Below are 21,253 nucleotides of genomic sequence, written 5' to 3'. Positions count from 1 at the left end.
CATCGGGGCGGGTTGCTATATCGGTTAAGTCGCTCTCGCCGCCTGGTGGTAGCCCAGGCGGCGAGAAGAGATAAACCGGTATAGCGACCCGATCATCGGATGGCCGGGACCCACTGTCAAGATGTCGTCAGCGCAGAGTGACGATCTCGGACCTGCCGTCGCTGTCGACCTTCACCTCCGCCTTCGCGCCGGCCGGGACCACGAGCGCGTTCGACCGCGCCGGGCTCCAGGCGCCGCCGTCGTACCGGTAGGACAGTTGGGCGTTGCGGCGCGCGACCGCCCAGCCCTGGTCTCCGGGGAGCTTGATCGACACCGGCAGCACGGTGTTCCGGTCGGGGACGCCGCCGGGGACGATGGTGGCCTTGCCGGACTTGGGCCTGAGTACGGCGTAGACGCGGGTCGGGTCGTTGTCGAGTGCCTGCTCACCGATGAACACCGCGCTCCCGTCGGCGGTCACGCCGTACCCGGTCCAGATCGAGTGCGCCTTCGAGTAGTAGTTCTTGTCGGTCACGGGCTCGAGCACGGCTTCGAACTGGTCGGCCGCCGTGTCGCGCAGCTTCTCCGCGTTCGCGGTCATCGGCCAGAACGCCAGTTCGGGGAAGTCGGTCCACAGCCGCTGGTCGCCGCCGGACTGTTCGGGTCGGGCGGCGTTGAGACCGCCGTTCGCGATCCACTGGTTGGTGAAGTTCGTCGCCGGAAGTGGGCTGATGACGACCTTGCCGAGGTCGGTGTCCTTCGCGAGTTCCACGATGCTGACGCCGTCCTTGAAGCGCAGTGGCGTGTAGACGCGTCCGCTGCCGCCCTCCTCGTCGTACGTCCGGCCCGCGGACCAGCCGGTCTTCTTGCCGGTGTCCAGGACGACGAGCGCCCTGGCGTCGCCCTTCTTTGCGATGGCTGCGGTCACCAGGCCGACGCCGGGTGCCGGATAGGCGTCAGCGATCACGACAGGCTTGCCATCCTTGCCGTCGGCAACGAAGCCGACGAGGGTGTGGACGCCTTCGCGGTCGAGCTGGATGTTGGAGTGGTGCCGCAGGTCGGAGTACTGCGCCACGATCGCGACCCGGCCGGCCGGTGTGTTGCCGGCCCAGTACACCTTCGGTTCGCCGCGCATCCGGTCGAAGATGCCGCGGTCGTAGTTCTCCGACGTGCGGTGGGTCGTGCGCCAGACCGTGAGGACCTGGTCCAGGTAGGCCTGGTCGTCGGCCAGGTCACCGCGGGCCGGGGTCCTCATCAGGAAGCCGTACGGGTCGTTCGCGACCGGCGCCGCGGCAGGCGTGTCGTTCTGGACCAGCTCGAGCAGGGTCGGCCCGGCGACCGCGGCGCCGCCGACGGCGGCCACGGCGAGGGTGGTGGTGGTTAGGGCGAGGAGACGGCGCCGCCGGAGTCGCCGGGCGCCACCCACCCGGGCCCGGTCGAGCAGATCCGAGGGCGCTTCGATGTCGTCGACGCCGGCGCTGAGCCGCTGCTTGAGTTCGGTCTCGGTCATCGGAGTCCTTCCAGGATGGCGGGTTCGGTGATCAGGCGGAGCCGGTCGAGGGCGCGGGAGGCCTGGCTCTTCACGGTGCCGAGGGAACAGCCGAGCGCCTCGGCGGTCTGCGCTTCGGTCAGGTCTTCGTAGTACCGCAGGACGACGACCGCGCGTTGCCGCGGCGGGAGCTCCTGGAGCGCGGTCAGCAGTTGGTCGCGGACGGCGAAGCCCTCGGTCCCGTCCGGGGTGCCCCGATCATGCAGGTCGGCCAAGGCGACCTCGGGTCTGCGGCCCTTGCTCCGCCACCGGTTGGCGGCCAGGTTGGCGAGCGTCTTACGGGCGTAGGCCTCGGGTGCGCCGTGGATCCGGCGCCATTTGACGTACAGGCGCTCGAACATCTCCTGGACGAGGTCCTCGGCCGCCGCGCGGTCGCCGGTGAGCAGAACGGCGGTCCGGAGCAGCCGGGTCGAGCTGCCCCGGACGAAATCGTCGAAATCGTCACCGCGGGTGACCATCCGCCCCTCCTCGGTCAACTGATGTGGTACTGCCTAGACACCGTCCGTACCTGGAAGGTTGCATTCGGGGTCGCCCTGCTGGGAAGTTATGGACGAAGATGATCGCGGGGGTGGGAAAAACTTACGGGGGCCCTTTGACTTGGAGGACCCGATGAGCACAACAACCGGTCAGGTGGACACCACGCGCACCAGGCGGTCGCTGGTGGCCGGGACGGTCGGCAACTTCGTCGAATGGTACGAGTTCGGCGCCTACGGCTTCTTCGCGACCGTGATCGCGGCGAACTTCTTCAGCAGTACGTCGACCAGCGACGCCGAGAGCCTGATCAAGACGTACGCCTCGTTCGCGCTGGCGTTCTTCTTCCGGCCGATCGGCGCGGCCGTGTTCGGCCGGGTCGGTGACCGGATCGGCCGGCGCCCGACGCTGATCCTGGTCCTGCTGCTGATGACGGGGTCGACCACGCTGATCGGCGTCTTGCCGACGTACGCGACCGTCGGGGCGGCGGCGCCGTGGTTGCTGACGCTGGTGCGAGCTCTGCAGGGGTTGTCGGCGGGTGGTGAGTTCGGCGGCGCGGTGTCGATCATGACCGAGTTCGCGCCGAAGACGAAGCGCGGGCTGTACGGCGCCTGGCAGTCGTTCACGGTCGCCCTCGGACTGCTCGCGGGCGCGGGACTCGCGGCGACCCTGGCCACGGTGCTGAGCAAGGAGGCGCTGACCGACTGGGGCTGGCGGGTGCCGTTCCTGCTCGCGTTGCCGCTCGGGCTGGTCGCCCTGTGGCTGCGGCTTCGGCTCGACGAGACGCCGAACTTCGAACGGGTGCGGACGACCGAACCGCGACCCGCCGGTGCGGGTGAGGTCGCCAAGGCCATTGCCCTCGGCATCGGACGGCTGATGGGCTGGTCGGCGGCCGGTTACACCTTCCTTGTGGTGATGCCGTCGTACCTGCAGGCCACGTTGAACGCGACGTTCCAGCAGGCCCTGGTCGCGACGGTGCTGGCGAACGCCGGATTCGCCGCGTCGATCCTGCCTGCCGGCCGGCTGAGCGACCGGATCGGGCGGCGACCGGTGATGGTGACCGGCGCGGCGCTGGTCGTCGTACTGGCGTTCCCGTTGATGAACCTGCTGCAGGACAAGGAGGCCGGGAACGCGGCCAAGGGGCTCGCGGTGTTCGCGGCCGGTCTGGTGGTCGGGCTGATGGCAGGGCCCGGTCCGGCGATGCTGGCGGAGATGTTCCCGACCAGGGCCCGCTATACCGGGCTCGGGCTGGCGTACTCGCTGTCCAACGCGGTGTTCTCCGGCTCGGCCGGGCTCATCATCACCGAGCTGATCAAGCGCACCAAGAACATCGACATCCCGGCGTACTACGTGGTCGTGACGTGTGCGGTGAGTGTGGTCGCGTTGCTGACCTTGCGTGGGGACGACCACCGACGGGAGCTGCGGGACTGACATGCGTGTCATCGGCCTGATGTCCGGGACGTCGTACGACGCGATCGACGCCGCCGCGGCGGACCTGCGGTTCGACGGGGACCGGCTGGTGCTGACCCCGCTCGGTCTGCTGAGCCAGCCCTACCCGTCCGGGATCCGCGACGAGCTGGCCGGGTCGTTGCCACCGGCCAGTACGTCGATGGAGCAGGTGTGCCGGCTGGACACCGGGATCGGGCAGGCGTTCGCGGAGGTCGCGCGGCAGGCGGTCGGGCAGCTGTGTGGCGGGTCCGCCGATCTGATCGTGTCGCACGGTCAGACGGTGTTCCACTGGGTCGACGGCGGTACGGTCCGGGGGACGCTGCAACTCGGCCAGCCGGCCTGGATCGCGGAGGCGACCGGGACGACGGTCGTGTCGGATCTACGGGCTCGCGACGTGGCCGCCGGCGGGCAGGGTGCGCCGCTGGTGAGCATCATCGATGTGCTCTGGCTGCGCGGGCGGCCCGGTGTGCCGATCGCGCTGAATCTCGGCGGGATCGCGAACATCACCGTGGTGCACGGTGAGCCGGTCGCGTTCGACACCGGGCCGGCGAACGCCCTGATCGACGCGCTGGTGACCGAGCTGACCGGTCGGCCGTACGACGTGGACGGGGCGATGGCCGGGCGCGGACGGGTGCACGGGGAGTTGCTCGATCGGTTGCTGGCGGAGCCGTACTACGGCCGGCCGGCGCCGAAGAGCACGGGCAAGGAACTGTTCAACCTCGGCTATCTCGCCCGTGCGCTCGAGGGGTTGCCGGAGATCCCGGCCGACGATCTGGTGGCGACGGTGACGTGGCTGACCGCGCGGACCGTCGCGGACGCCGTACGGCGGTACGGCGGGACCGAGGTGATCGCGTCCGGTGGGGGTATCCGCAACCCGGTGCTGATGCATCAGTTGGCGTCGGAGCTCGGGGCGGTGCCGTTGCGCAGTACTGATGAGCTGGGGTTGCCTTCGGCGGCGAAGGAGGCGTACGCGTTCGCCGTACTCGGGTTTCTGACCGTGAACGGACTGGGTGGGACGGTGCCCAGTTGCACGGGGGCGCGGCACCCGAGTGTGCTCGGGTCGATCACTCCCGGGGCTCGCGGATTGCCGATTGTTCCGGCAGACGCCCGACCGCCGGTGAGTCTCACGATCGAGTGACCGACACTGTTCCTGTGACAAGGCTCTTCGTGGTGACGGGTGCGCCCGGTTCCGGGAAGTCGACGGTGGTTCCGGAGCTGGTGCGGCTGAGTCCGGGGAACATGATCGTGATGGACATGGACGAGTTGCTGGACGATCACGGCCGGTTGCTCGGGATCGACATCGCCAGTCCGACAGCGGCACCGATCTGGCCGGCGTACAACGCGCTGTGGTTGCGGATCACCGAACTGATCCGCCGATCCGGGATTCCGGTTCTGCTGCTGACGCCGACGCTGCCGCCGGAGTTACCCGAGGGGCGGTGGCTGCATCTGGACATCCCGGACGCCGAACGGCGGAAGCGGCTGGCCGGGCGTGGTTGGCCGGAGGCGCAGATCGAGGAGGCACTCGCGGACGCCGCCGAGATCCGCAAACTCGTACCGCGCTCGGTCCGCGGTGATGTCTCACCGGAGCGCTCCGCCCGAAGCATCCTGGAATGGATCCGCGGCGAACGCCTGGGCAAGACCCTCGGCCTCTGGGGCCGGCTGCGAAGTTGACCACCTTTCCGGAACCCAGTTTGCGCCAGCTGGCAGTGATCTTCCGGAAAGGCCGGGTTTGACCTTCGAGTTGGTGCAGGGGGGAGGGTCGGGGGCATGTTCACGATCAGCGAGTTCGCCCGGCTGGTGGGGCTGGCGCCCAGCGCACTGCGCTTCTACGACGACTGCGGCGTACTCCCGCCCGCCTCGGTCGACGAGACCAACGGCTACCGCTACTACACCCCCTCGCAGGAAGCCCGGGCCCGGTTGTTGCGGGACCTTCGCGAGATCGATCTCCCGCTCGCCGAGGTCCGCACCGCTCTCGACGCGGACCCGGCCGAGCTCGCCGCCGTCGTCCGCGCTCACCTGCGCACCGTCGAGGCCAAAACCGCCGCCGCCCGCGCGGCCGCCGACCACCTCCTCACCCAGCTGCAGGCCGACCGAACCGTCGCAGTCCTCGGCGGCCCAGAGCTGGCCAGCGCCCTCCGCCAAGTCACCCCGGCCGCAGCCACTACCTCCGGCTCGGAATCGGAGGAGTGGGCGGGGGTGCTGGAGTGTGTACTGGTTGAGCTCGGGTCGGATGAGGTCACCTTCGTGGCGACCGACCGGTATCGGTTGGCGATGCGGACGGTGCAGCCGGTCGAGTTCAGTGGGGCGCCGGCGCGGTTGATGGTCCCGGCGTCGGAGCTGAGCGGGTTGAGCAGGTGGGTCGCCGCCGGTGAGCTCGTGCGGATCGAGACCGGCCCAGACGGAGCGGCGATCGTGCGGGACGGGGATGCGCGCGATCTCACCGTGGTCTCGGGCGAGTATCCGGCGTACGACGTGATCCTGGACGGGCTGACACCGCCGGAGTGCCGGGTGGTGGTGGATCGGACAGCGTTGCGAGCCGCACTGGAAGGGCGCGAGGTTGTTGCCTTCGACATCGATTCGGCGGAGTTGCGGATCGATGACGAGACGAGGCTCGAGGTCATCGGCTCGGGCTCGACGAGGATCGGGTTCACCGCGTCGTTGCTGGCGGCGGCCTTGGAAGCGAGTGTCGGTCCCGACGTACTGCTCGAGATCTGCGCCCAGGACCGGCCGGTCGTCGTACGCTCGGCCGATCAAGGCACGTTCACCACCCTGGTGATGCCCGTCCGGCTGGACGGGTGAAACGCGGCTACTACGGCTGGCTGGCAGGCTCCACACTTTCGGCGTTCGGCGACAGCGCGCTGTTCTTCGCGCTCGGCTGGGCGGCGACCGGGATCGCCCCACAGGTCGCGGGGCTGGTGCTGACCGCGTTCACCCTGCCGCGCGCCGTTCTCCTGCTACTCGGTGGCGTCCTCGGCGACCGCTGGGGTCCCCGCCGCGTCCTCCTGATCTGCTCCACCCTCGTTGCCGGGTGCTGCTTCGGGCTGGCCGGTGCCGTGGCACTCGCCGGTACCTCGGCCGCCCTGTTGATCCTTACCGCGGCCGTCATCGGCACGGTCGACGCGTTCGCCCTCCCGGCGGCCGGGGCGCTGCCGCGGCTGTTCGTGACGGACGACGAACTACCGAAGGCGATGGCCTTGGGTACGTCGGCCACTCAGCTCGTCAGACTCGCCGGCGGCCCGATCGGCGGACTGCTTGTCGCATCCGTCGGCCTGGTCGGTGCACTCACGATCGACGGCGTCACGTTCGCCGTACTGTTCCTGGTCCTGCTGGTGATCAGACCGCCGTACGACGTGAAGCCCGAGCCGGACCGGAAGTCGGTCATGCGGCAGGCGGCCGACGGGATCCGGGTGGCGTGGGCGGATCCGGTGCTCCGGTCTGTGCTGCTGGTGGTCGCGTTGGTCGCGGCGTTCGTGCTGCCTGTGACGTCGTTGTGTGTGCCGCTGTTGGCCCGGACGCACGGCTGGTCCGCGTTCCACACCGGCCTCGTCGTCGGCGCGACCGTCACCGGCAGCCTGCTCGTCACCCTTGCGGTCGCCCGCTTCGGCACGTTCGAGCGGTCCGGCCTGGTCGCCGGCGTCGGCTGCCTGTTCGCAGCCGTCGGCATCACCAGCCTCGCGCTGACCTCGTCCGCCTGGCCGGCAACCGCGGCCGCCGTCATCCAGGGCATCGGCGTCGGCCTCTTCACCTCCCACTTGGCCCCGCTCTTCATCCGCAGTACGCCGCGATCCCACCTGACTCGCCTGCAGTCGCTCCTGAGTCTCGCCCAGACAATCCCGCTGATCGCCGCCACCAATCTCCTGGCAGCACTCGACCTCGACCACGCGCTGCTCCTCTCCGCCACCTCTACCGCCCTCGCCGGCCTGATCCTCTTCCGCCTCGAAGGGAAGCTTGACAACACGTTGTCGAAATGACAGTATGTTGTCTATGCGAACAGCTTATGTGGGTGTGTACGAGACGTGGGCGGACTGGGAGATCGGGCATCTGCTGGTCGAGTTGCGGACCGGGCGGTTCACCGGGGAGCAGTGGAACATCGTGACGGTGGCCGAGTCGGCTGAGCCGGTAACGACGATGGGTGGGTTGCGAATCGTGCCGGACATGGTGCTGGCGGACCTCGATCCGGACCAAGCCGATCTGCTGGTGCTGGCCGGGTCGGCGAGGTGGGACGAAGGTGAAGGGGAGGCGTTCACGAAGATGGCGCAGCGGTTCCTTGAGGCCGGCGTGCCGGTGGCGGCGATCTGCGGAGCGACAGCTGGACTGGCTCGCGCGGGCCTGCTCGACGATCGCAAGCACACGAGCGCGGTGAAGGAGTACCTGCTGGCCACCGGCTACCAGGGTGGCGACAACTACGTGGACGAGCGTGCGGTGGTCGACGGCGATCTGATCACGGCCGGCCCGGACTCGCCGGTCCAGTTCGCGCGGGCGGCACTGCACCGGCTCGGTCTCGCGTCGGAGGAGAAGCTGGACGCGTACGAGGGCGTCTTCCACCGCGCCGACCCCTCCGCGTACCCGGCGCTCGTCGGCTGATGACTGTTCCACCGCGCAAGGACTGGCCGAAGCCAGGCCCGGCGTCGGAAGGTGGTGCGCTGTTGACCGACGTCATCCTCGCCACCTTCCGGCTCAACGCCAGGCTGATGGAGGCCGCGCAGGACCTTGCCGCCCACGGCGGGCTGACCGCCGCGTGGTGGCAGGTCCTCGGCGGTGTGCTGGACGAGCCGCGATCGGTCGCCGAGGTCGGCCGGATCATGGGCGTCAGCCGGCAGGGCGTGCAACGCATCGCCGACCTCCTGGTCGAGCGCGGCCTGGCCGAGTACCGGCCGAACCCCGCCCACCGCCGCGCCAAACTGCTTGCCTGCACCGAGGCCGGCTACTGGGCGATCCGGCAGATCTCGGTCGCCCAGCATCCCTGGGCCGACAAGCTCAGCAGCAGCGTCGACCTCGACGACCTCCGTACGACGCTCGCCACCATGCGGACCCTGATCACCAAGCTGGAAGAAGCTTGACCGTCAGACTCCGTCCGTACAGGTGGTGAGTGGTGAACGTCAGCCGCGTCCCGGTCGACGTCCGGACCACTTGGACGCCCGGATCCGCGGAGCCCGGTCGCAGGTACTGCGCCCACAGATTGACCGTGATCGTGTCGCGTGCCGTGGTCGGGTCGGCTGCCGAGACCGTGATCGTCCGGTCCCGGTGCCTTTGCAGCAGCAACGACGCCGGCCCGTCGATGGTCAGACCGGGAAGGTTGTGCCGACCAGGCCCGAAGGTGTTGGCGCCGGTCAACCCCAACCCGAGATGCGTGATCGCCTGTGACCGCGGAGTGTTCGACAGCACGACGACCCGCCCGTGCTGGTAGGACCGCAGGCCGGATTCCGTTGCGTTAGGCACCAATGCGTAGGCGAGCGACCGCTTGGATCCGGCCGGCTGGGCGACTGTCAGCCCGAAGACCTGCTTGGTCACGGGGGTGTCCGGGTTCGATGTCCGCACCACCCGCCGGCTCCGCGTCACCTGCTCCAGGCCGACCGACACCTGACTCTGCTGCAGGAAGTAGTACCCGATCGACACTCCGCCGTTCACGTACCGCAACCAGCGCGGATCCGTCGTACCCGTCCCGCTCCAGGCCTTGCCGTCCCGTCGTACGCCGGTGATCGCGACAGCGTCACCGGGAGCCGCGATCCGGGTGTCGATCGTCGTCGTCACCGCGCGGCTGTCGTCACCGACACCCGCGGCGAGTACGACGATCTCATCGTCGAGCATGAACCACGACTTGGTCGCCTCGGCGTTGCGGTAGACGACGAAGTCGTCGGGGAGGATGTCGCGGGAGGCGTGGGCGAAGTCACTTGACTGGACCCACCCGGCCGCGCCGTAGGCACCGAGGGTCGCGCCGCCGGAGTGGGCGTTGGTCCCGGTCGGGAAGTAGACGTACTTGTTCTGCGACTCCGACGACGGAGTGAAGTTCAGCGGGTGCGTCGGGTTGTCGTAGTACGGCGTCCCGTACAGCTCCGGGATCGTCTTGCGGATCTCGACCGGCGCGGTCACCCCGGACAGTGCGTACGGCGAAACCGTGGTGAAGTAGTCGATGCCGTACGACTGGGTCTGGTCCTGCCCGGCCAGGTAGAGGTAGTGCGCTCCGTCGCCCTGGAACCACGGCATCAGGTTCTCGCCGCTCATGTACTCGTACTTGCTGATCCGCTCCGAGTTGCGCGCCAATGCGAACGCGTACCCGGGCCGCCGGTGCACGGTCCGATCCATCGCGTTGAACGCCGTGGTGCTCGCGGCCGGGTTCAGGTCGGCCGGCACGATCGCCGGATCGGCCTTGATGTCGGCGAACCGGGCGATGCTGACCGGTGAGACGAAGCTGTTCGGGTTGATCGTCGGCTGGGCGGTGAACTTCGCGAACGACTTGAGCCGGGCCGCGTCGTCCCCGGTCGCGTAGTCGGCCAGGTCGACGATCGCCTCCACCACGACCGCCACGTCGGCGTACCCGGTGGTGGTCCGGGACACCGCCCGGCCCTTGACGATCTCCATCATCCAGCCCTCGAAGATCAGCGGCGCGAACCCGCGCTCGACCCAGCCCTGGACCACGCCGACCAGGTCGTCGCCCTGCGCGTACTCGGTCCCGGCGAGGACCTTGATGGTCTGGACCACCCGGCTGAGCAGGCCCTTCCCGTACGAGCCGGTGTAGGCGACGGACGAGTGCTGCAGGAACGAGCCGTCGGCGTAATACCCGTCGGTGACGCCGTGCTGGAGGTTGTACGGATCGATGGTCGCGAACACGGTGAACTGGTCCTGCAACGCCTTCCGGATCCGCGCGTCGTCGCCCATCAGCGCGCCCTGGAGGACGCGGTTGGCGGTGATGTCGACCAGGTTCGCGCCGGTGTGGAACCGGGAGTCGAGGTCGACGTCGCCGTCCTTGCCGTTGCGCAGGTACGCGTCCATCGAGGGGACGTACCGTGCCACCAGCTCGGCCGGAGCGTCCAGGAGAGCGAGCGTCTTCGACACGTGGGTGGAGATGCCGATCTCCCAGGTGAACCAGTTGCCGTAGTACCCCTTGGACTGGTCGCCGTAGTAGTTGTCGTGCAGCCAGACGAGCTTCTCGGCGACGCGGGCGCGGACCTCCTCGTTGCCCTGCAGGTCGGAGGCCGGGCCGGGCCGCTTGGTCGCGAGCGCGATCTCGTAGAGGTGTTGGTACGACGCGTTCAGATTCGGATCGCTGGTGCCGAGGGGGAGGCCCGCGAACAGCTCGTTCGCTTGCGCCCGGTCCATCGCGGCGAGCCAGGTCCGGGCGGTGGCGTCCAGGGTGGCGAGCTTCGCGGCGACCTCGGGCCGGCCGTTCGACTCCGGCGTACCGGCATAGATCGCAACCGCGTTGGCGAGTAACTGGCTCGCGTCGGCAGCCATGAGTTCCATGGCAGTCATCGTCCCGGCCGCGGTGGCGCGGGCGGCCGGGGCGGGGTTGACCGCGGTCAGCAGGGCGGTGGCGGGTACGAATGACAGCAGGCGGCGGCGGGTGATGTCCACTGATACTCCCAGGCGGATGGGAAAAACCTCACCCGTGGAGTCAATCAGCCGGAACTATCCTTCGGCAACCGCTTACAACCTGATCTTTCAGGAAGCTGCCGGGAACCATGGTTCTGTTACGCCCTTCCCCGCGGCCATGGGATCGTTCAGCCGTGACGACGCAGACCGCACCTGACAGTCGCCTTGCCTCGGGCCTCCGGTTCGCCACCGAGGTGATCGCCTGGGTGGCGACCCCGTGGGCAGTGGCGCCTTACTCGATCCCGCTGGCGGTCGCGAGCGTCGTTGTGCTGATCGGCCTGCCGACTGTCTTCCAGACCCCCGGGGACAAGGCACGCGTGATGGTCGCGGTGCCCGGCTTCGTGACAGTGGCCCTGGTGTTGCTGCAGCTGGTCGCTGCGGTCATCGCTTCCTGGGTCGCCTGGCCGTTGGTTGTCGCAGTCGTGGTCACCGTTCTTGCGGTTGCCTGTGTGGTGACCGAGCAGCCGCGGTGGCGCTGGCTGTGGGCGCGCAGGCGCTAGGAACCTCCGGCTCCGACCAACTGTCCGTCGATGGAGAGGATGCGGATGGCGCTGCCGGTTGTCTTCGTCGGGATGACCAGGGCGACCTGGTACAGGTAGTCCTGGTGCAGGGTCTGGGTGTACTTGACCATGCTGCTGAAAGCGGTAGCCTCGCCGCTGGTCCAGTAGGCGTTGGAGCCCGGCTCGACCCGTTGCAGGTACTGCTCCGTCAGCGAGAGGAAGACCAGGGCTTCGCCGGTCGAGGTGATGAAGGTGAGCGGCTCGCCGGAGACCTCGAAGGTGTCGGCGACGCTCGCGATGTACGTCTCCTTGGTGTCCGCCACCTTCGACTTGGCGCGCCGCTCGAGGAGATTCGTCGTACCCGGAGACGGAAGGAACAGATGGGCCTGGGCCGACTTCGTGCCACCCGACAGGTACGCCGCGAGGTTGGCGCCGGCCGACGAGGGCAGGCTGTAGAGCTTGTCCAGGTCGGCCTTGGTCGGCGTCCGCAGGCCCTCCATCGGCGGGAGCTTCATCGTCTTCAGCGGGTAGACCGAGTGCGTCAGCAGCCACGGCGTACCGGCGCTTTGGCGCTGCCAGACGCCGAGCTGGCGGCTGCCGGGAGCGGTCGACACACCGGAGCTGACCACGAACCGCATCGGGTACGACCCGAACTCGGGCGCGCCGATCTGCGGTTCGGTGAAGGTGAACGGCTTGGTCTTGTCCTTTCCGGCCGCGTCGAGCTTGCGGCCGATCAGGTACCCGGCGCGGGTCTGGGCCAGCGTCGGGTTCGCCTCGATGGTCTCGGCCAGCTTGGCGTCACGGGTCTGGTTCGCCTGGTTGTTGACCTTGTTGTACCGGGTGACGACGGCCTGGGCGTCGGCGAGCGTGACCGCCGGGCGGGTCTCCGGTGCGGCCACGCTGTTCTTGGCCGGCAGCAGTCCGCAACTCGTTGTCGTGAGCAACAAAGCGCCACTGGCCAGCAGGGCCGCTGTCTTCCGCACCGCCTCGTCGCTGCGCTTGAACTCCGGCGACTCCTCCAGCCGCACAGTCGCCGGCTCCTCGTCGTACGACGTCACCTCGTACGACGCGTCAGCCGACGTCACCTCGTACGGCGACTCGTCGTACTCGCGCTCGTCGTACCCGCGGTCGTCGTACCTGGGCTCGTCGTCATCGGCGACGACGCCGACCGCGATCAGGAACGCCGGGGACTTCGCCTTCGCCACCGCCGCCGGGGTCATCAGCATCGGCGCCGCGGCGATCGGCTCCGGCAACATCGGCTCCGGTTCTGTCGGCTCCGGCGCCGTCGGCGCGGGCACCGTGGGCTCCGGCTGGGCGATCATCGCCTGCCTGGCCGGGATCCCGGGCTGGGCCGGCTGGATGGCGACAGCGGCGGGCACGCGGACGCCGGCCGGCCGACGGCGGAAGGTCAGCAGCAGGCCCAGTGTGAGGACCAGGATGCCCGCGCCCAGCACCAGCAGGCAGAGCCCGAACGATCTGTCCACCTCGACCCCGAAACGCACCTCGGCGCCCACGGCCGGAGTCCCGTCCGCGTTCATCACGACCACGTCGTACCGGCCGTCCTGGATCGGCCACGCGACCGACTGCTGTCCTGGCCCACCGGCCTGCGCAACCCACCAGTCGAGCTCTCCGGGCGCCGTCAGGCGGGGGCTGCGGCCGCGCGTCTCCTGCGTGCCGAACGTCGTCGGCGGATCGAACCGGATCAGCCGGGTGTGCGCCGTACCGGCCAGGTAGTTCGCGACGTCGAGGTCCTGCCCGACACCGACGAAGACCGGTTTGTCCCCGGTCGCCGTGACGTGCAGGGTCGGACCATGCCGGTCGAGCAGGTCGGGCGCGGTGATGACGGCCAGGCCCTGGCTGGTGAACTGCCGGCTGCCGGTCGTGATGGTGTCGTCCGGACCGACCAGCCAGAAGGCGGTGACGGCTCCGGCGAACGTGACCACCAGGCCGGCCAGCGTCAGCAACAGGCCCAGGGCGATGCGGGCGAAACGCATGAAGAGGCTCCCGTTGTGCGACGAGCTCGGCCCGCAGCGGGTGGACCGGGCAACGGACTACGCCCACGGGCCCTCTTCGGGTCCCGTCGGTTCCCCGTCGCCCTGGATAACTGATTGAACAAGAATCTGTTACTGTCTCATGAATTAGCGAATGGCGATTCACAAACCGGAGGTATCGGAGTGGCCCGGCCGCGGCTGGTCAGTGACGACGCGATCCTGGACGCGACGCGCCAGGTGCTGGCCGAGTCGGGGCCGGTGAAACTGACCCTTGCCGCCGTGGGTGAACGGGTTGGACTGGCCCCGCCGACGCTGATGCAGCGGTTCGGTTCGAAGCGCGGCCTGCTGCTCGCCTCGGCCGCTCGGTCGCCGGCGATGGTGCTCCGCGCGGTCGAGGAGGCGGAGGCGCGGAACACCTCCCCGCTCGCGACCCTGCGGGACTTCGTGCTGTCGGCGGTTGCCCACATCAAGCACCGGGAGGAGCCCGGCAACGGCCTCGGCTTCGTGCAACTCGACGTCGCCGACCCGGAGTTCCGGCGGCACGCGCTGGCCCACTCCGCCGCGATCGTGGACAGCTGCGCCCGGCTCTACCTGGCCGCCCGGAAAGCCGGCGAGTTGCGCCCGGACACCGACGTACCGGCGCTCGCCCGCCACACCCTTGTCTGTTTCAGCGGCGCGCTCCAGGTCTGGGCGGTGAACGGCTGGGGCTCGCTCAGCGAGTTCCTGACCGAACAGCTCGACCTGACGATCGCGCCTCATCTATCCCAGGAGTGACGTTGCCCGCCGCGGTGGTCGTCCACGTCATCCCCGGACGCAACCTGCGGGCTCTTGGCGGCGCGCTCCGGTGCGCACCAAGGTGCTTCAGGCAACGACCCCTGACGATCGTCAGGGGTCGGGCAGGACTTCGGGTCACTGTGGCGGGTCGTCGTCGCTCCTAGCGTCGGGACCATGACATCGAGGTACGACATAATTCGTCGGGTGCTGGGGTCGATCGGCGTACTGATCTTCGGAGCGGTGGTCGTCGCACTGCTCTCTCCGGGCGGGTTGGGGACGACCATGCCGGTGCGTGTGACGAGTGGCGAGTCCGCGTCTGTGTTCCGGGAGGTCAACGAGGCTGTGGCCGACGCGCCGCCCTGGGTGGGCTCGGTGGTGGACGTCGCGGGGGACGGTCTGCTGATTGTGTTGGGGCTGTTGCTGGTGTGGACGGTTCTGCGCCAACGCGATGCACGGACCGTTGCCGGCGTACTGCTGGTCGGTGGTGGGACTGTGATCGCGTACGGAGTGAGTGAGGCGCTGAAGTTGGTGGTCGACGAGGAACGTCCCTGCCGCGTCCTCCCGGGTGTCGAGGTGATCGCTCACTGTCCCGCGATAGGCGACTGGTCCTTTCCCAGCAACCACGCCACCCTCGCGGCAGGTCTGGGCGTCGGCATCGCACTGCTCCGACCCAGGCTGGCCGCGATCGCGTTGCCGCTCGCGCCCGCGGCGGGGTTGGCGCGGGTCGCGGCCGGAGTTCACTATCCGCATGACGTCCTCGCCGGCGCCGTACTCGGTGCGACCCTTGTCATCGCGATACTGCTGATCGCCAATCCGTTCGCGACGAGGGCGGTCGGCGTACTGTTCAAAGGCCGCGACTTCGACGAGCGGCAGTCCGCATGGCTGAAGGTGTGAACGACCTCACGGTCAAGGCCGTCGGCCGCGACGTCGAGTCCGGCAGCCCGGCGCCGTGACAAGCGTCGACTGATCCTTGCCGCAGTCAACCGTTTGATCCAGCCGAAAATCCACCTTGTCAGAAACTAGGGTGCCAAGGCAACCAACTTCCCGATGAACTTCCCAGGCCTGGCAGAGCAAGAAGCCCAGGCCGGCCGGGCCTTGTCAGGTCCTGACAATCGGCAGACCACGAGGATGGGGGGTTGCCGGTCGCATCGGGCACGCGCAGGCAGTGGGTCACTGAGATGACGAACCCCAGGTCGGAAACCTTCTGGCCTCTGACCTGGGGTTCTGCTCTGGAGCGGGTGACGGGAATCGAACCCGCACTGTCAGCTTGGGAAGCTGATGTTCTGCCATTGAACTACACCCGCGAGCCGGTGGGACCGGCAGGCGGAGACGAGCATAGCCGATGGGTGGGGTCCGGGCCACGCCGGGTCCGGCGCGCCGCAGCCGATCCGAACGCCGGCAGGGTCGGTTGAACGGAACGCCGGCAAAGGCCGGGTGATGCGGACGCCGGTAGTGCGGCGGCTGATGCGGACGTCGGCGGTGCGGGGGCTGATGAGTACGTCGGCGGGCAGCCATGGTCCGGACGTGGGCCGGGCGGCGGGACCTTGAACACCTTCTGGGGGTGCGGAACAGGTTGTGAGCTGTTCAAAAGCCCCAGGAACTGTTCACGGCCACCATCGGCTGGTTCTTCGGCGAGGTTGGTGAGGTTCGGCGGGGACGAGCCCGCAGGGAGTGGAGTGGTGTGGAACCGATGCCGGGTGCAATCGAAAATGGGGGGTTTGGGCGGTTTGCCGTGGGGGTTCTTGGGCAGTTTTCCACAAAGGGCACGCCCAGGACTGGGCAGGTCCGGCATCTTCTGGCAGATTAGAACGCGTTGCCGGGGGCAACATTCGACGCAACGTGAGGATGCGGTCCTCGCCGGGACCGGACAAGATGGTTGCGGGGCAAGTGGATGAAGGGGTGCATGGTGGCAACAGACACGAGTGACGCGCTGGACAACCTGGAGAAGGAGCTCGTCACGTTGGCGCGCCGGCTGCGTGGTCTGCAGCGGACGCTGTCCGACGAGGCGCATCCGGACCTGGAGCCGGCGCAGTACGCGTTGCTGAATCACGTCGAGGAGCTGGCGCCGGTGCGGATGGCCGACCTGGTTGCGGCGCTCGAGGTGGACAAGGGTCCGGTCAGCCGGGCCTGTGCGCGGCTGGAGGAAGAGGGTCTGCTGAAGCGGGCGGCCGACAAGTCGGATGCGCGCGCGACTCTGCTGACGCTGACCGCGGCGGGCAAGCGCAAGCTCGCGGCGGCCCGGAAGAAGCGGCACAAGGTGATCGAGGATTTGCTCAAGGACTGGTCGCCGACGCAGGTGAAGACCTTCGCCACCCAGGTGTCGCGGTTCAACAAGCTGGCCGACTGAGCTCGAGCTGAGCTCACCCTGAGGTTGTTGCCTCAGGCCCCGAGATCGCCGGTGCGCCGCAACGGTGCCGGCGGATGATCGGGTACGACGGCCGGACGGGGGATGGAAGGACACGCGGGAAGGCCCGGAGGCGTGGTCTCGCCGGGGAGCTGAGGGCTCCGGACGATCGCCCGCCGGGCCCCCGGATCCAAGCCGGGCACCGGTCATCGATCGACATTACGTTTCCCACACCGGGCACCGACCATCGAATGGATGTTCAGGTCCGGACAACTGGTGTGACGTAGCGCCACTTCCTCGGAGCCGAGCAATCGGCCGGGTCTGCCGACCTGGAGGTGGGCTGAGGGGCGGGGCGCTGCTAGGTTGCCTTCGTGCTGCTCTCCGACCGTGACATCTTGGCCGAGCTGGATGCGAAGCGGGTCCAGCTGGATCCGTTCGACGCTGCCATGGTGCAGCCGTCGAGTGTCGACGTACGGCTGGACCGGTTCTTCCGGGTGTTCGAGAACCACAAGTACCCGCACATCGACCCGGCCGAGGAACAGCCTGACCTGACCCGGATGGTCGAGCCGGAGGGGGACGAGCCGTTCATCCTGCACCCCGGTGAGTTCGTGCTGGGATCGACGTACGAGCTGGTCACGCTGCCCGATGACGTGGCGGCGCGGCTGGAGGGCAAGTCCTCGCTGGGCCGGCTCGGGCTGCTCACCCACTCCACCGCCGGGTTCATCGACCCCGGGTTCTCGGGGCACGTGACGCTCGAGCTGTCGAACGTGGCGACGTTGCCGATCAAGCTCTGGCCCGGGATGAAGATCGGCCAGTTGTGCTTCTTCCGGTTGTCCTCGCCGGCCGATCACCCGTACGGCTCGGCGAAGTACGGCTCCCGCTACCAGGGCCAGCGGGGCCCGACCCCGTCCCGCTCCTACCAGAACTTCCACCGCACCGACATCTAGTAACGCGCAAGAGCCCCGGTCACCGACCGGGGCTCTTGCGTATCGCAGCAATCAGGCGGTGGGGGTCAGCGCGATCAGGATCGTGTAGAAGCCGCTGCCGATCTTGTCCTGCAGATAGGTGCCGCCGTACTGCGTGACCGCGACCGGCGACCGCATCTTGCCGTCGAACAGCGACATGTCCGATCCATTCGCGCTGCCCGGATCGGCACCCTGCGACGCCGAACCCTCGGAAGGCGTCGAACCCTCCGACGGCGTGGCGCCCTCGGACGGCGTGGAGCCCGCGGTCGGAGAAGCGGTGTCCGACGGCGTGGACGAGGCGCTCTTCACGTCCTCGCCGGTGGCGGCGTCCATCAGCACCGGCTGGACTTCGGCCTGCGCGTAGACGATGCCGTGGAAGGCCGCGGTGACGTCGGGGATGATCCGGTTGGCCGCGTCCTTGGTGTAACCCCAGGTCTTCTTACCGGTCGAGTCGTCCACGCCGAGGATCTCGACCTTCGTGTTGTTGTCCTTGCCCGTGCACACGACCGCGTTGGCACGGTCGCCGAGGCAGGTGAAGTTCACCGAGTCGTCGGCCGCCTGGGCCGGGATCTGGACCATGCTGCCGGTGGCGATGTCGACCGAGTAGAGGACGTTGGTGTAGCCGCTCTCGCCGTACTGGCTGCCGGACAGGAAGGCACGCTTGACGCCGTGGCCGGCCGGGTTCAGGTAGTCCTTGCCGACCGGGGTCTGCTTGGTGACCTTCCCGGTCACACCGTTCGCGATCACGACCGCGCCGTTGCCGGTGCCCTCTCCGTCCCCCGACTTCGCTCCCACGATCATGCCGTTGAGTACGCCGGCCGGCGTGAGAGCCGGGATGACGGACGCCTTCTGCGTCTTCGGGTCGGCGTAGACGGTGGCGGTCTTGCCGTTCCCGGTGCCGTTGTACGGCGAGACGCCGACCACGAGCTGTCCGGTGGCGGCGTCGTACGCCTGGCTCACCACGTCGTCGGCACCGCCGCCGGGACCGAAGACCGGGGTGAGGTCAGCGATCACCTCGGCGACCTTGGTGCCTTCGGCGGCGTCGATCCACTGGAACACGACCTGGCCCTTGGCCTTCTGGGTGCCGTTGCCCTTGTCGTTCTGGATGTAGGCGATCGCGACAACGTCCTTGCCGTCGACCTGGACGCCCATCGGTTTGCTCAGATCCAGCGTCTCGGTGGTGTCCAGCTCGGTGGCCGGATAGAACCAGGCCTTTCCCTGAGCGGCGATGTTGCGTCCACTGACACCCTCGAGTCCGGAGATCAGTGTGGTCTGGCCGACCATGCCGGCGGCGAAGGTGAACTGGGTGTCCTTCTTGGTGGGCTCGACGCCGAAGGCTGAGCTGGTGACGAAGGCCTTCGGCGGGTCGAACGATGCGACCTTCGGCGCCGAGGGGGTGCTGGCGGGTGTCTCGCCGCCACCCTGGGCTCCGGCGTCGGAGCTCTTGTCGTCGCTTCCGCCGCAGCCGGCCAGGAGGACGAGGGCGGTGGCGGCGGTGGCGACTGCCTTGGCGGTCGGACGCAGCATCGTTGGTTACTCTCCCGAAGTCAGACCCGGAATGATCGCCTGAACGCTAGCAGTGACTCCGGGTCCTCACCGCCACCAACCACGCCGCCGCAGGAACCTGCAGACACGCGCTGTTGCGCAGTTCACAGCCTCCATCAGCGAGCCTGCGAGCGTACGACGGAGAGGCCGGGCCGATGGTTCCGTGGCTGCGGCTCGAGCCGGTCGGCCAGCCGGCGCAGTACGACGGCCAGCTCGTGCCGCGGACCGCCGGTCCGGTCGGCCTTCGCGGCGGCTCGCAGTTCGTTGCGCTGGGCCCGTACCTCGGCGGCGCGGAGCTGCTCGGCGAGGCGGTAGCGCGCTACCTCTTGGTGGTCGGTGATCATCGTCCTTACTCCCCTCACGGTGTCCCCGTGCTCGCGTCCCCGTGCTGATTTCGGCAGTGCTTCGCCCAGGTCCCGCCGGGTGCCGTTGCCTGGCGGGACCTTCTGGGGTGGGTGTGGATCAGACCTTGACGACGCTGATGTCGCCGGAGACCGTGCGGGCTCGCAGCATCAGCGCGCGCTCGCCCTCGGCCGGCCTCTCGCCCGGCTCCAGGTCGCACCGGATCCGCCCGGTCACGGTCTTCAGGTCCAGGTACGTCGGGACGCCATCGGGTACGCCGATCTGTACGTCACCGCGAGCCGTCTCCGCCTGGACACTCGGTCCGTCGGCGATCTCGACCCGGACGTCACCGGAGCCGGAGGTGGCGACCGAGTGGTCCTGGATCCGCTCGATGGTGATGTCACCCGAGCCGACCTTGACGGTCGCCGGCCCGGCCGCGTCACCGACCCGGACGTCACCGGAACCGGTGCTCAGCCCGAGCGCTTCGGCCGCCTCGTCGATGTCGATCGAACCGGAGCCGGTGGCGGCCCGGACCGTGCCGGCGGCGTGCTCGACCCTGAGGTCGCCGCTGCCCGTGGTGACCGCCAGGTCGCCCTCGACCCGCTCGATCCGGACGTCGCCGGAGCCGGTCGAAAGCCGCGCGGTGCGCAGTGGCATCCGCGAGCTGATGTCACCGGAACCGGTCTTGATCCGGACGTCGAGCGTCGACGGAGTGGCGATCAGGACCTGGATGTCCGGGCCGCGGCGGACGTTGCGGGGGCCCTCGATGATCAGTTCACCGTCGTGCACCTTGAAGACGACGTCCTCCTCGCTGCCGCTGTCGACCTCGAGGGTGACGGCGGTCTCGCTGCCGTCGTTCGGCACGATCTCGACCTTGCCGGAACCGATCTCGATCCGGACCCGGTCGATCAGGCTCGCGTCCTCGACCAGTTGACTGCTGAAGCCGCTCACTGGACCCACCCCGTCATCCGCTGACCCGGACCGCCATGCCCACCGCGGCGCCCGCGGCCCCGGTCCCGGCGGTCACGGTCGCCGCGGTCCCGGTCCCGGCCGCGCCGGCCGCGCTCGGGTCCGAAGACGCCGTCCTCGCCGAACGGGCCGTCAGGGCCGAACACACCGTCCGGTCCGAAGACACCGTCGGGTCCGAGCGGACCGTTCGGGCCCAGCGGACCGTTAGGGCCGAGCGGTCCGTCGGGGCCGAGGAAGCCGCCGCGCGGTGGGCGCGGGGGCCGGGGCGGACGCGGTCCGCGGCCCCGGCCGCGGTCGCTCAGTTCGGTCATCACCGTGCGCATCAGCCACGCGTTCGAGGAGATGCCCTCCGCGTCGGCGGCCTCGTCCACCTTGTTCTTCACCGACATCGGCAGCCGCAGCGTGATCCGCGCGGTCGGCTCGTCGGCCTCCGGGGTGATCGGCTCGGCGGGCTGGTCGTCGGTCTCGTCGTCGATTTCCTCGTCCGCGTCGTCGTGGCCGGTGAGCTGGCTCGGGGCCGGCGTGACCACGAACTCGGGACGGCCGCCGGCCATCCGGAGCTCGACCGAACCGGGGGACAGCTCGCGGCTGATCTCCCCGGCGGCGTCGGACAGGGCTGAGATGAGGGCCAGCCGGCCCGCGTCATCCAGCGTGGCTCCGAGGCGCTGTGCCACGGAGCGAGTTTGGTCGTCGGCCAGGGCGGTCGCGTTCTCCACGCTCCGCCGCACCGACTCGAGATAGTGATCAAGTTCCATGACTGCAACTATGACGTCATTGTGACGTCACTG

20 protein-coding genes and 1 tRNA gene are annotated in these 21,253 nt (G+C 68.9%); 12 read left to right on the top strand and 9 right to left on the bottom strand.

The genetic code is table 11. The features are described from left to right. Positions 1–127: 127 nt before the first annotated feature. Together AB0F43_RS28040 and AB0F43_RS28035 are read right to left on the bottom strand one after the other, a co-directional pair. A complete protein-coding gene (locus tag AB0F43_RS28040) occupies positions 128–1,486 on the bottom strand; it encodes a hypothetical protein (RefSeq protein WP_360483077.1) in 1,359 nt (452 codons plus the stop codon). Next, complete coding sequence (locus AB0F43_RS28035) at positions 1,483–1,983, bottom strand: SigE family RNA polymerase sigma factor (RefSeq protein WP_360483074.1); 501 nt, start codon at positions 1,981–1,983, stop codon at positions 1,483–1,485. The genes AB0F43_RS28040 and AB0F43_RS28035 overlap by 4 nt, the downstream gene beginning before the upstream one ends. A gap of 151 nt (positions 1,984–2,134) precedes the next feature. On the opposite strand from AB0F43_RS28035, the gene AB0F43_RS28030 reads away from it, so the two are divergent. The 7 genes from AB0F43_RS28030 (at position 2,135) to AB0F43_RS28000 (ending at position 8,505) form a co-directional block, all read left to right on the top strand. Then, on the top strand, positions 2,135–3,427 hold the full coding sequence (locus AB0F43_RS28030; RefSeq protein ID WP_360483071.1) for an MFS transporter: 1,293 nt from the start codon (positions 2,135–2,137) through the stop codon (positions 3,425–3,427). Between the two features lies 1 nt (position 3,428). After that, a complete protein-coding gene (locus AB0F43_RS28025) occupies positions 3,429–4,583 on the top strand; it encodes an anhydro-N-acetylmuramic acid kinase (RefSeq protein ID WP_360483068.1) in 1,155 nt (384 codons plus the stop codon). Between the two features lie 14 nt (positions 4,584–4,597). Then, a complete protein-coding gene (locus AB0F43_RS28020; protein WP_360483065.1) occupies positions 4,598–5,116 on the top strand; it encodes an AAA family ATPase in 519 nt (172 codons plus the stop codon). Positions 5,117–5,212: 96 nt separating this feature from the next. Next, on the top strand, positions 5,213–6,244 hold the full coding sequence (locus tag AB0F43_RS28015) for a MerR family transcriptional regulator (RefSeq protein WP_360483062.1): 1,032 nt from the start codon (positions 5,213–5,215) through the stop codon (positions 6,242–6,244). Further along, positions 6,241–7,416 carry an MFS transporter gene (locus AB0F43_RS28010; protein ID WP_360483059.1) on the top strand — a complete coding sequence of 392 codons (1,176 nt, stop codon included), beginning with the start codon at positions 6,241–6,243 and terminating at the stop codon, positions 7,414–7,416. Before AB0F43_RS28015 ends, AB0F43_RS28010 begins: the two co-directional genes overlap by 4 nt. 13 nt (positions 7,417–7,429) lie before the next feature. Then, the gene (locus AB0F43_RS28005; protein ID WP_360483056.1) at positions 7,430–8,029 is read left to right on the top strand and encodes a DJ-1/PfpI family protein; all 600 of its coding nucleotides are present in this window, start codon (positions 7,430–7,432) and stop codon (positions 8,027–8,029) included. Next, a complete protein-coding gene (locus AB0F43_RS28000; protein WP_360483054.1) occupies positions 8,029–8,505 on the top strand; it encodes a MarR family transcriptional regulator in 477 nt (158 codons plus the stop codon). Before AB0F43_RS28005 ends, AB0F43_RS28000 begins: the two co-directional genes overlap by 1 nt. Here the strand turns inward: AB0F43_RS28000 and AB0F43_RS27995 are convergent. Further along, a complete protein-coding gene (locus AB0F43_RS27995; protein WP_360483051.1) occupies positions 8,483–11,017 on the bottom strand; it encodes a polysaccharide lyase family 8 super-sandwich domain-containing protein in 2,535 nt (844 codons plus the stop codon). The two genes, AB0F43_RS28000 and AB0F43_RS27995, sit on opposite strands and share 23 nt — an antisense overlap. 152 nt (positions 11,018–11,169) lie before the next feature. Between AB0F43_RS27995 and AB0F43_RS27990 the strand changes: the two genes are divergently transcribed. After that, positions 11,170–11,535 carry a hypothetical protein gene (locus AB0F43_RS27990; RefSeq protein WP_360483048.1) on the top strand — a complete coding sequence of 122 codons (366 nt, stop codon included), beginning with the start codon at positions 11,170–11,172 and terminating at the stop codon, positions 11,533–11,535. On the opposite strand, the gene AB0F43_RS27985 is transcribed toward AB0F43_RS27990, so the two are convergent. Beyond that, positions 11,532–13,529 (bottom strand): hypothetical protein, encoded by a 1,998-nt coding sequence (locus AB0F43_RS27985; RefSeq protein WP_360483045.1) that lies wholly within the window; start codon positions 13,527–13,529, stop codon positions 11,532–11,534. The two genes, AB0F43_RS27990 and AB0F43_RS27985, sit on opposite strands and share 4 nt — an antisense overlap. Before the next feature lie 180 nt (positions 13,530–13,709). On the opposite strand from AB0F43_RS27985, the gene AB0F43_RS27980 reads away from it, so the two are divergent. After that, positions 13,710–14,300 (top strand): TetR family transcriptional regulator, encoded by a 591-nt coding sequence (locus AB0F43_RS27980; protein WP_360483042.1) that lies wholly within the window; start codon positions 13,710–13,712, stop codon positions 14,298–14,300. A 174-nt stretch (positions 14,301–14,474) separates the two neighbouring features. Next, complete coding sequence (locus AB0F43_RS27975; RefSeq protein ID WP_360483040.1) at positions 14,475–15,194, top strand: phosphatase PAP2 family protein; 720 nt, start codon at positions 14,475–14,477, stop codon at positions 15,192–15,194. Positions 15,195–15,530: 336 nt separating this feature from the next. On the opposite strand, the gene AB0F43_RS27970 is transcribed toward AB0F43_RS27975, so the two are convergent. Continuing rightward, a tRNA-Gly gene (locus AB0F43_RS27970) sits at positions 15,531–15,604 on the bottom strand. Positions 15,605–16,203: 599 nt separating this feature from the next. Here AB0F43_RS27970 and AB0F43_RS27965 point away from each other — a divergent pair. Beyond that, positions 16,204–16,647, top strand: a complete 444-nt coding sequence (locus tag AB0F43_RS27965) for a MarR family transcriptional regulator (protein WP_360483037.1) — start codon at positions 16,204–16,206, stop codon at positions 16,645–16,647. Positions 16,648–17,015: 368 nt separating this feature from the next. Further along, positions 17,016–17,591: a dCTP deaminase gene (dcd, locus tag AB0F43_RS27960; protein ID WP_360483034.1), complete on the top strand. Its 576-nt coding sequence runs from the start codon at positions 17,016–17,018 to the stop codon at positions 17,589–17,591. A 51-nt stretch (positions 17,592–17,642) separates the two neighbouring features. Here the strand turns inward: dcd and AB0F43_RS27955 are convergent, their stop codons facing one another. The 4 genes from AB0F43_RS27955 to AB0F43_RS27940 all read right to left on the bottom strand — a co-directional run bounded on the left by AB0F43_RS27955 (position 17,643) and on the right by AB0F43_RS27940 (position 21,220). Continuing rightward, positions 17,643–19,136: a hypothetical protein gene (locus tag AB0F43_RS27955; protein ID WP_360483031.1), complete on the bottom strand. Its 1,494-nt coding sequence runs from the start codon at positions 19,134–19,136 to the stop codon at positions 17,643–17,645. Positions 19,137–19,270: 134 nt separating this feature from the next. After that, positions 19,271–19,498 carry a hypothetical protein gene (locus AB0F43_RS27950; RefSeq protein WP_360483028.1) on the bottom strand — a complete coding sequence of 76 codons (228 nt, stop codon included), beginning with the start codon at positions 19,496–19,498 and terminating at the stop codon, positions 19,271–19,273. 118 nt (positions 19,499–19,616) lie between these two features. Then, entirely contained in the window at positions 19,617–20,447 is an 831-nt protein-coding gene (locus AB0F43_RS27945) for a DUF4097 family beta strand repeat-containing protein (RefSeq protein WP_360483025.1), read from the bottom strand. Then, a complete protein-coding gene (locus AB0F43_RS27940; protein WP_360483022.1) occupies positions 20,444–21,220 on the bottom strand; it encodes a hypothetical protein in 777 nt (258 codons plus the stop codon). The genes AB0F43_RS27945 and AB0F43_RS27940 overlap by 4 nt, the downstream gene beginning before the upstream one ends. Positions 21,221–21,253 lie beyond the last annotated feature (33 nt).

The organism is Kribbella sp. NPDC023972, assembly GCF_040639075.1.
In the GTDB taxonomy this organism is placed as follows: domain Bacteria; phylum Actinomycetota; class Actinomycetes; order Propionibacteriales; family Kribbellaceae; genus Kribbella.
The sequence above is the reverse complement of the archived record's forward strand: the minus strand, read 5'-3'. Positions and strand labels throughout refer to the sequence as shown.

Coding starts and splice junctions, on each gene's coding strand:
- AB0F43_RS28040 (WP_360483077.1), bottom strand. CDS start 1,486: ATGACCGAGACCGAACTCAAGCAGCGGCTCAGCGCCGGCGTCGACGAC.
- AB0F43_RS28035 (WP_360483074.1), bottom strand. CDS start 1,983: ATGGTCACCCGCGGTGACGATTTCGACGATTTCGTCCGGGGCAGCTCG.
- AB0F43_RS28030 (WP_360483071.1), top strand. CDS start 2,135: ATGAGCACAACAACCGGTCAGGTGGACACCACGCGCACCAGGCGGTCG.
- AB0F43_RS28025 (WP_360483068.1), top strand. CDS start 3,429: ATGCGTGTCATCGGCCTGATGTCCGGGACGTCGTACGACGCGATCGAC.
- AB0F43_RS28015 (WP_360483062.1), top strand. CDS start 5,213: ATGTTCACGATCAGCGAGTTCGCCCGGCTGGTGGGGCTGGCGCCCAGC.
- AB0F43_RS28005 (WP_360483056.1), top strand. CDS start 7,430: ATGCGAACAGCTTATGTGGGTGTGTACGAGACGTGGGCGGACTGGGAG.
- AB0F43_RS28000 (WP_360483054.1), top strand. CDS start 8,029: ATGACTGTTCCACCGCGCAAGGACTGGCCGAAGCCAGGCCCGGCGTCG.
- AB0F43_RS27985 (WP_360483045.1), bottom strand. CDS start 13,529: ATGCGTTTCGCCCGCATCGCCCTGGGCCTGTTGCTGACGCTGGCCGGC.
- AB0F43_RS27975 (WP_360483040.1), top strand. CDS start 14,475: ATGACATCGAGGTACGACATAATTCGTCGGGTGCTGGGGTCGATCGGC.
- AB0F43_RS27965 (WP_360483037.1), top strand. CDS start 16,204: ATGGTGGCAACAGACACGAGTGACGCGCTGGACAACCTGGAGAAGGAG.
- AB0F43_RS27955 (WP_360483031.1), bottom strand. CDS start 19,136: ATGCTGCGTCCGACCGCCAAGGCAGTCGCCACCGCCGCCACCGCCCTC.
- AB0F43_RS27950 (WP_360483028.1), bottom strand. CDS start 19,498: ATGATCACCGACCACCAAGAGGTAGCGCGCTACCGCCTCGCCGAGCAG.
- AB0F43_RS27940 (WP_360483022.1), bottom strand. CDS start 21,220: ATGGAACTTGATCACTATCTCGAGTCGGTGCGGCGGAGCGTGGAGAAC.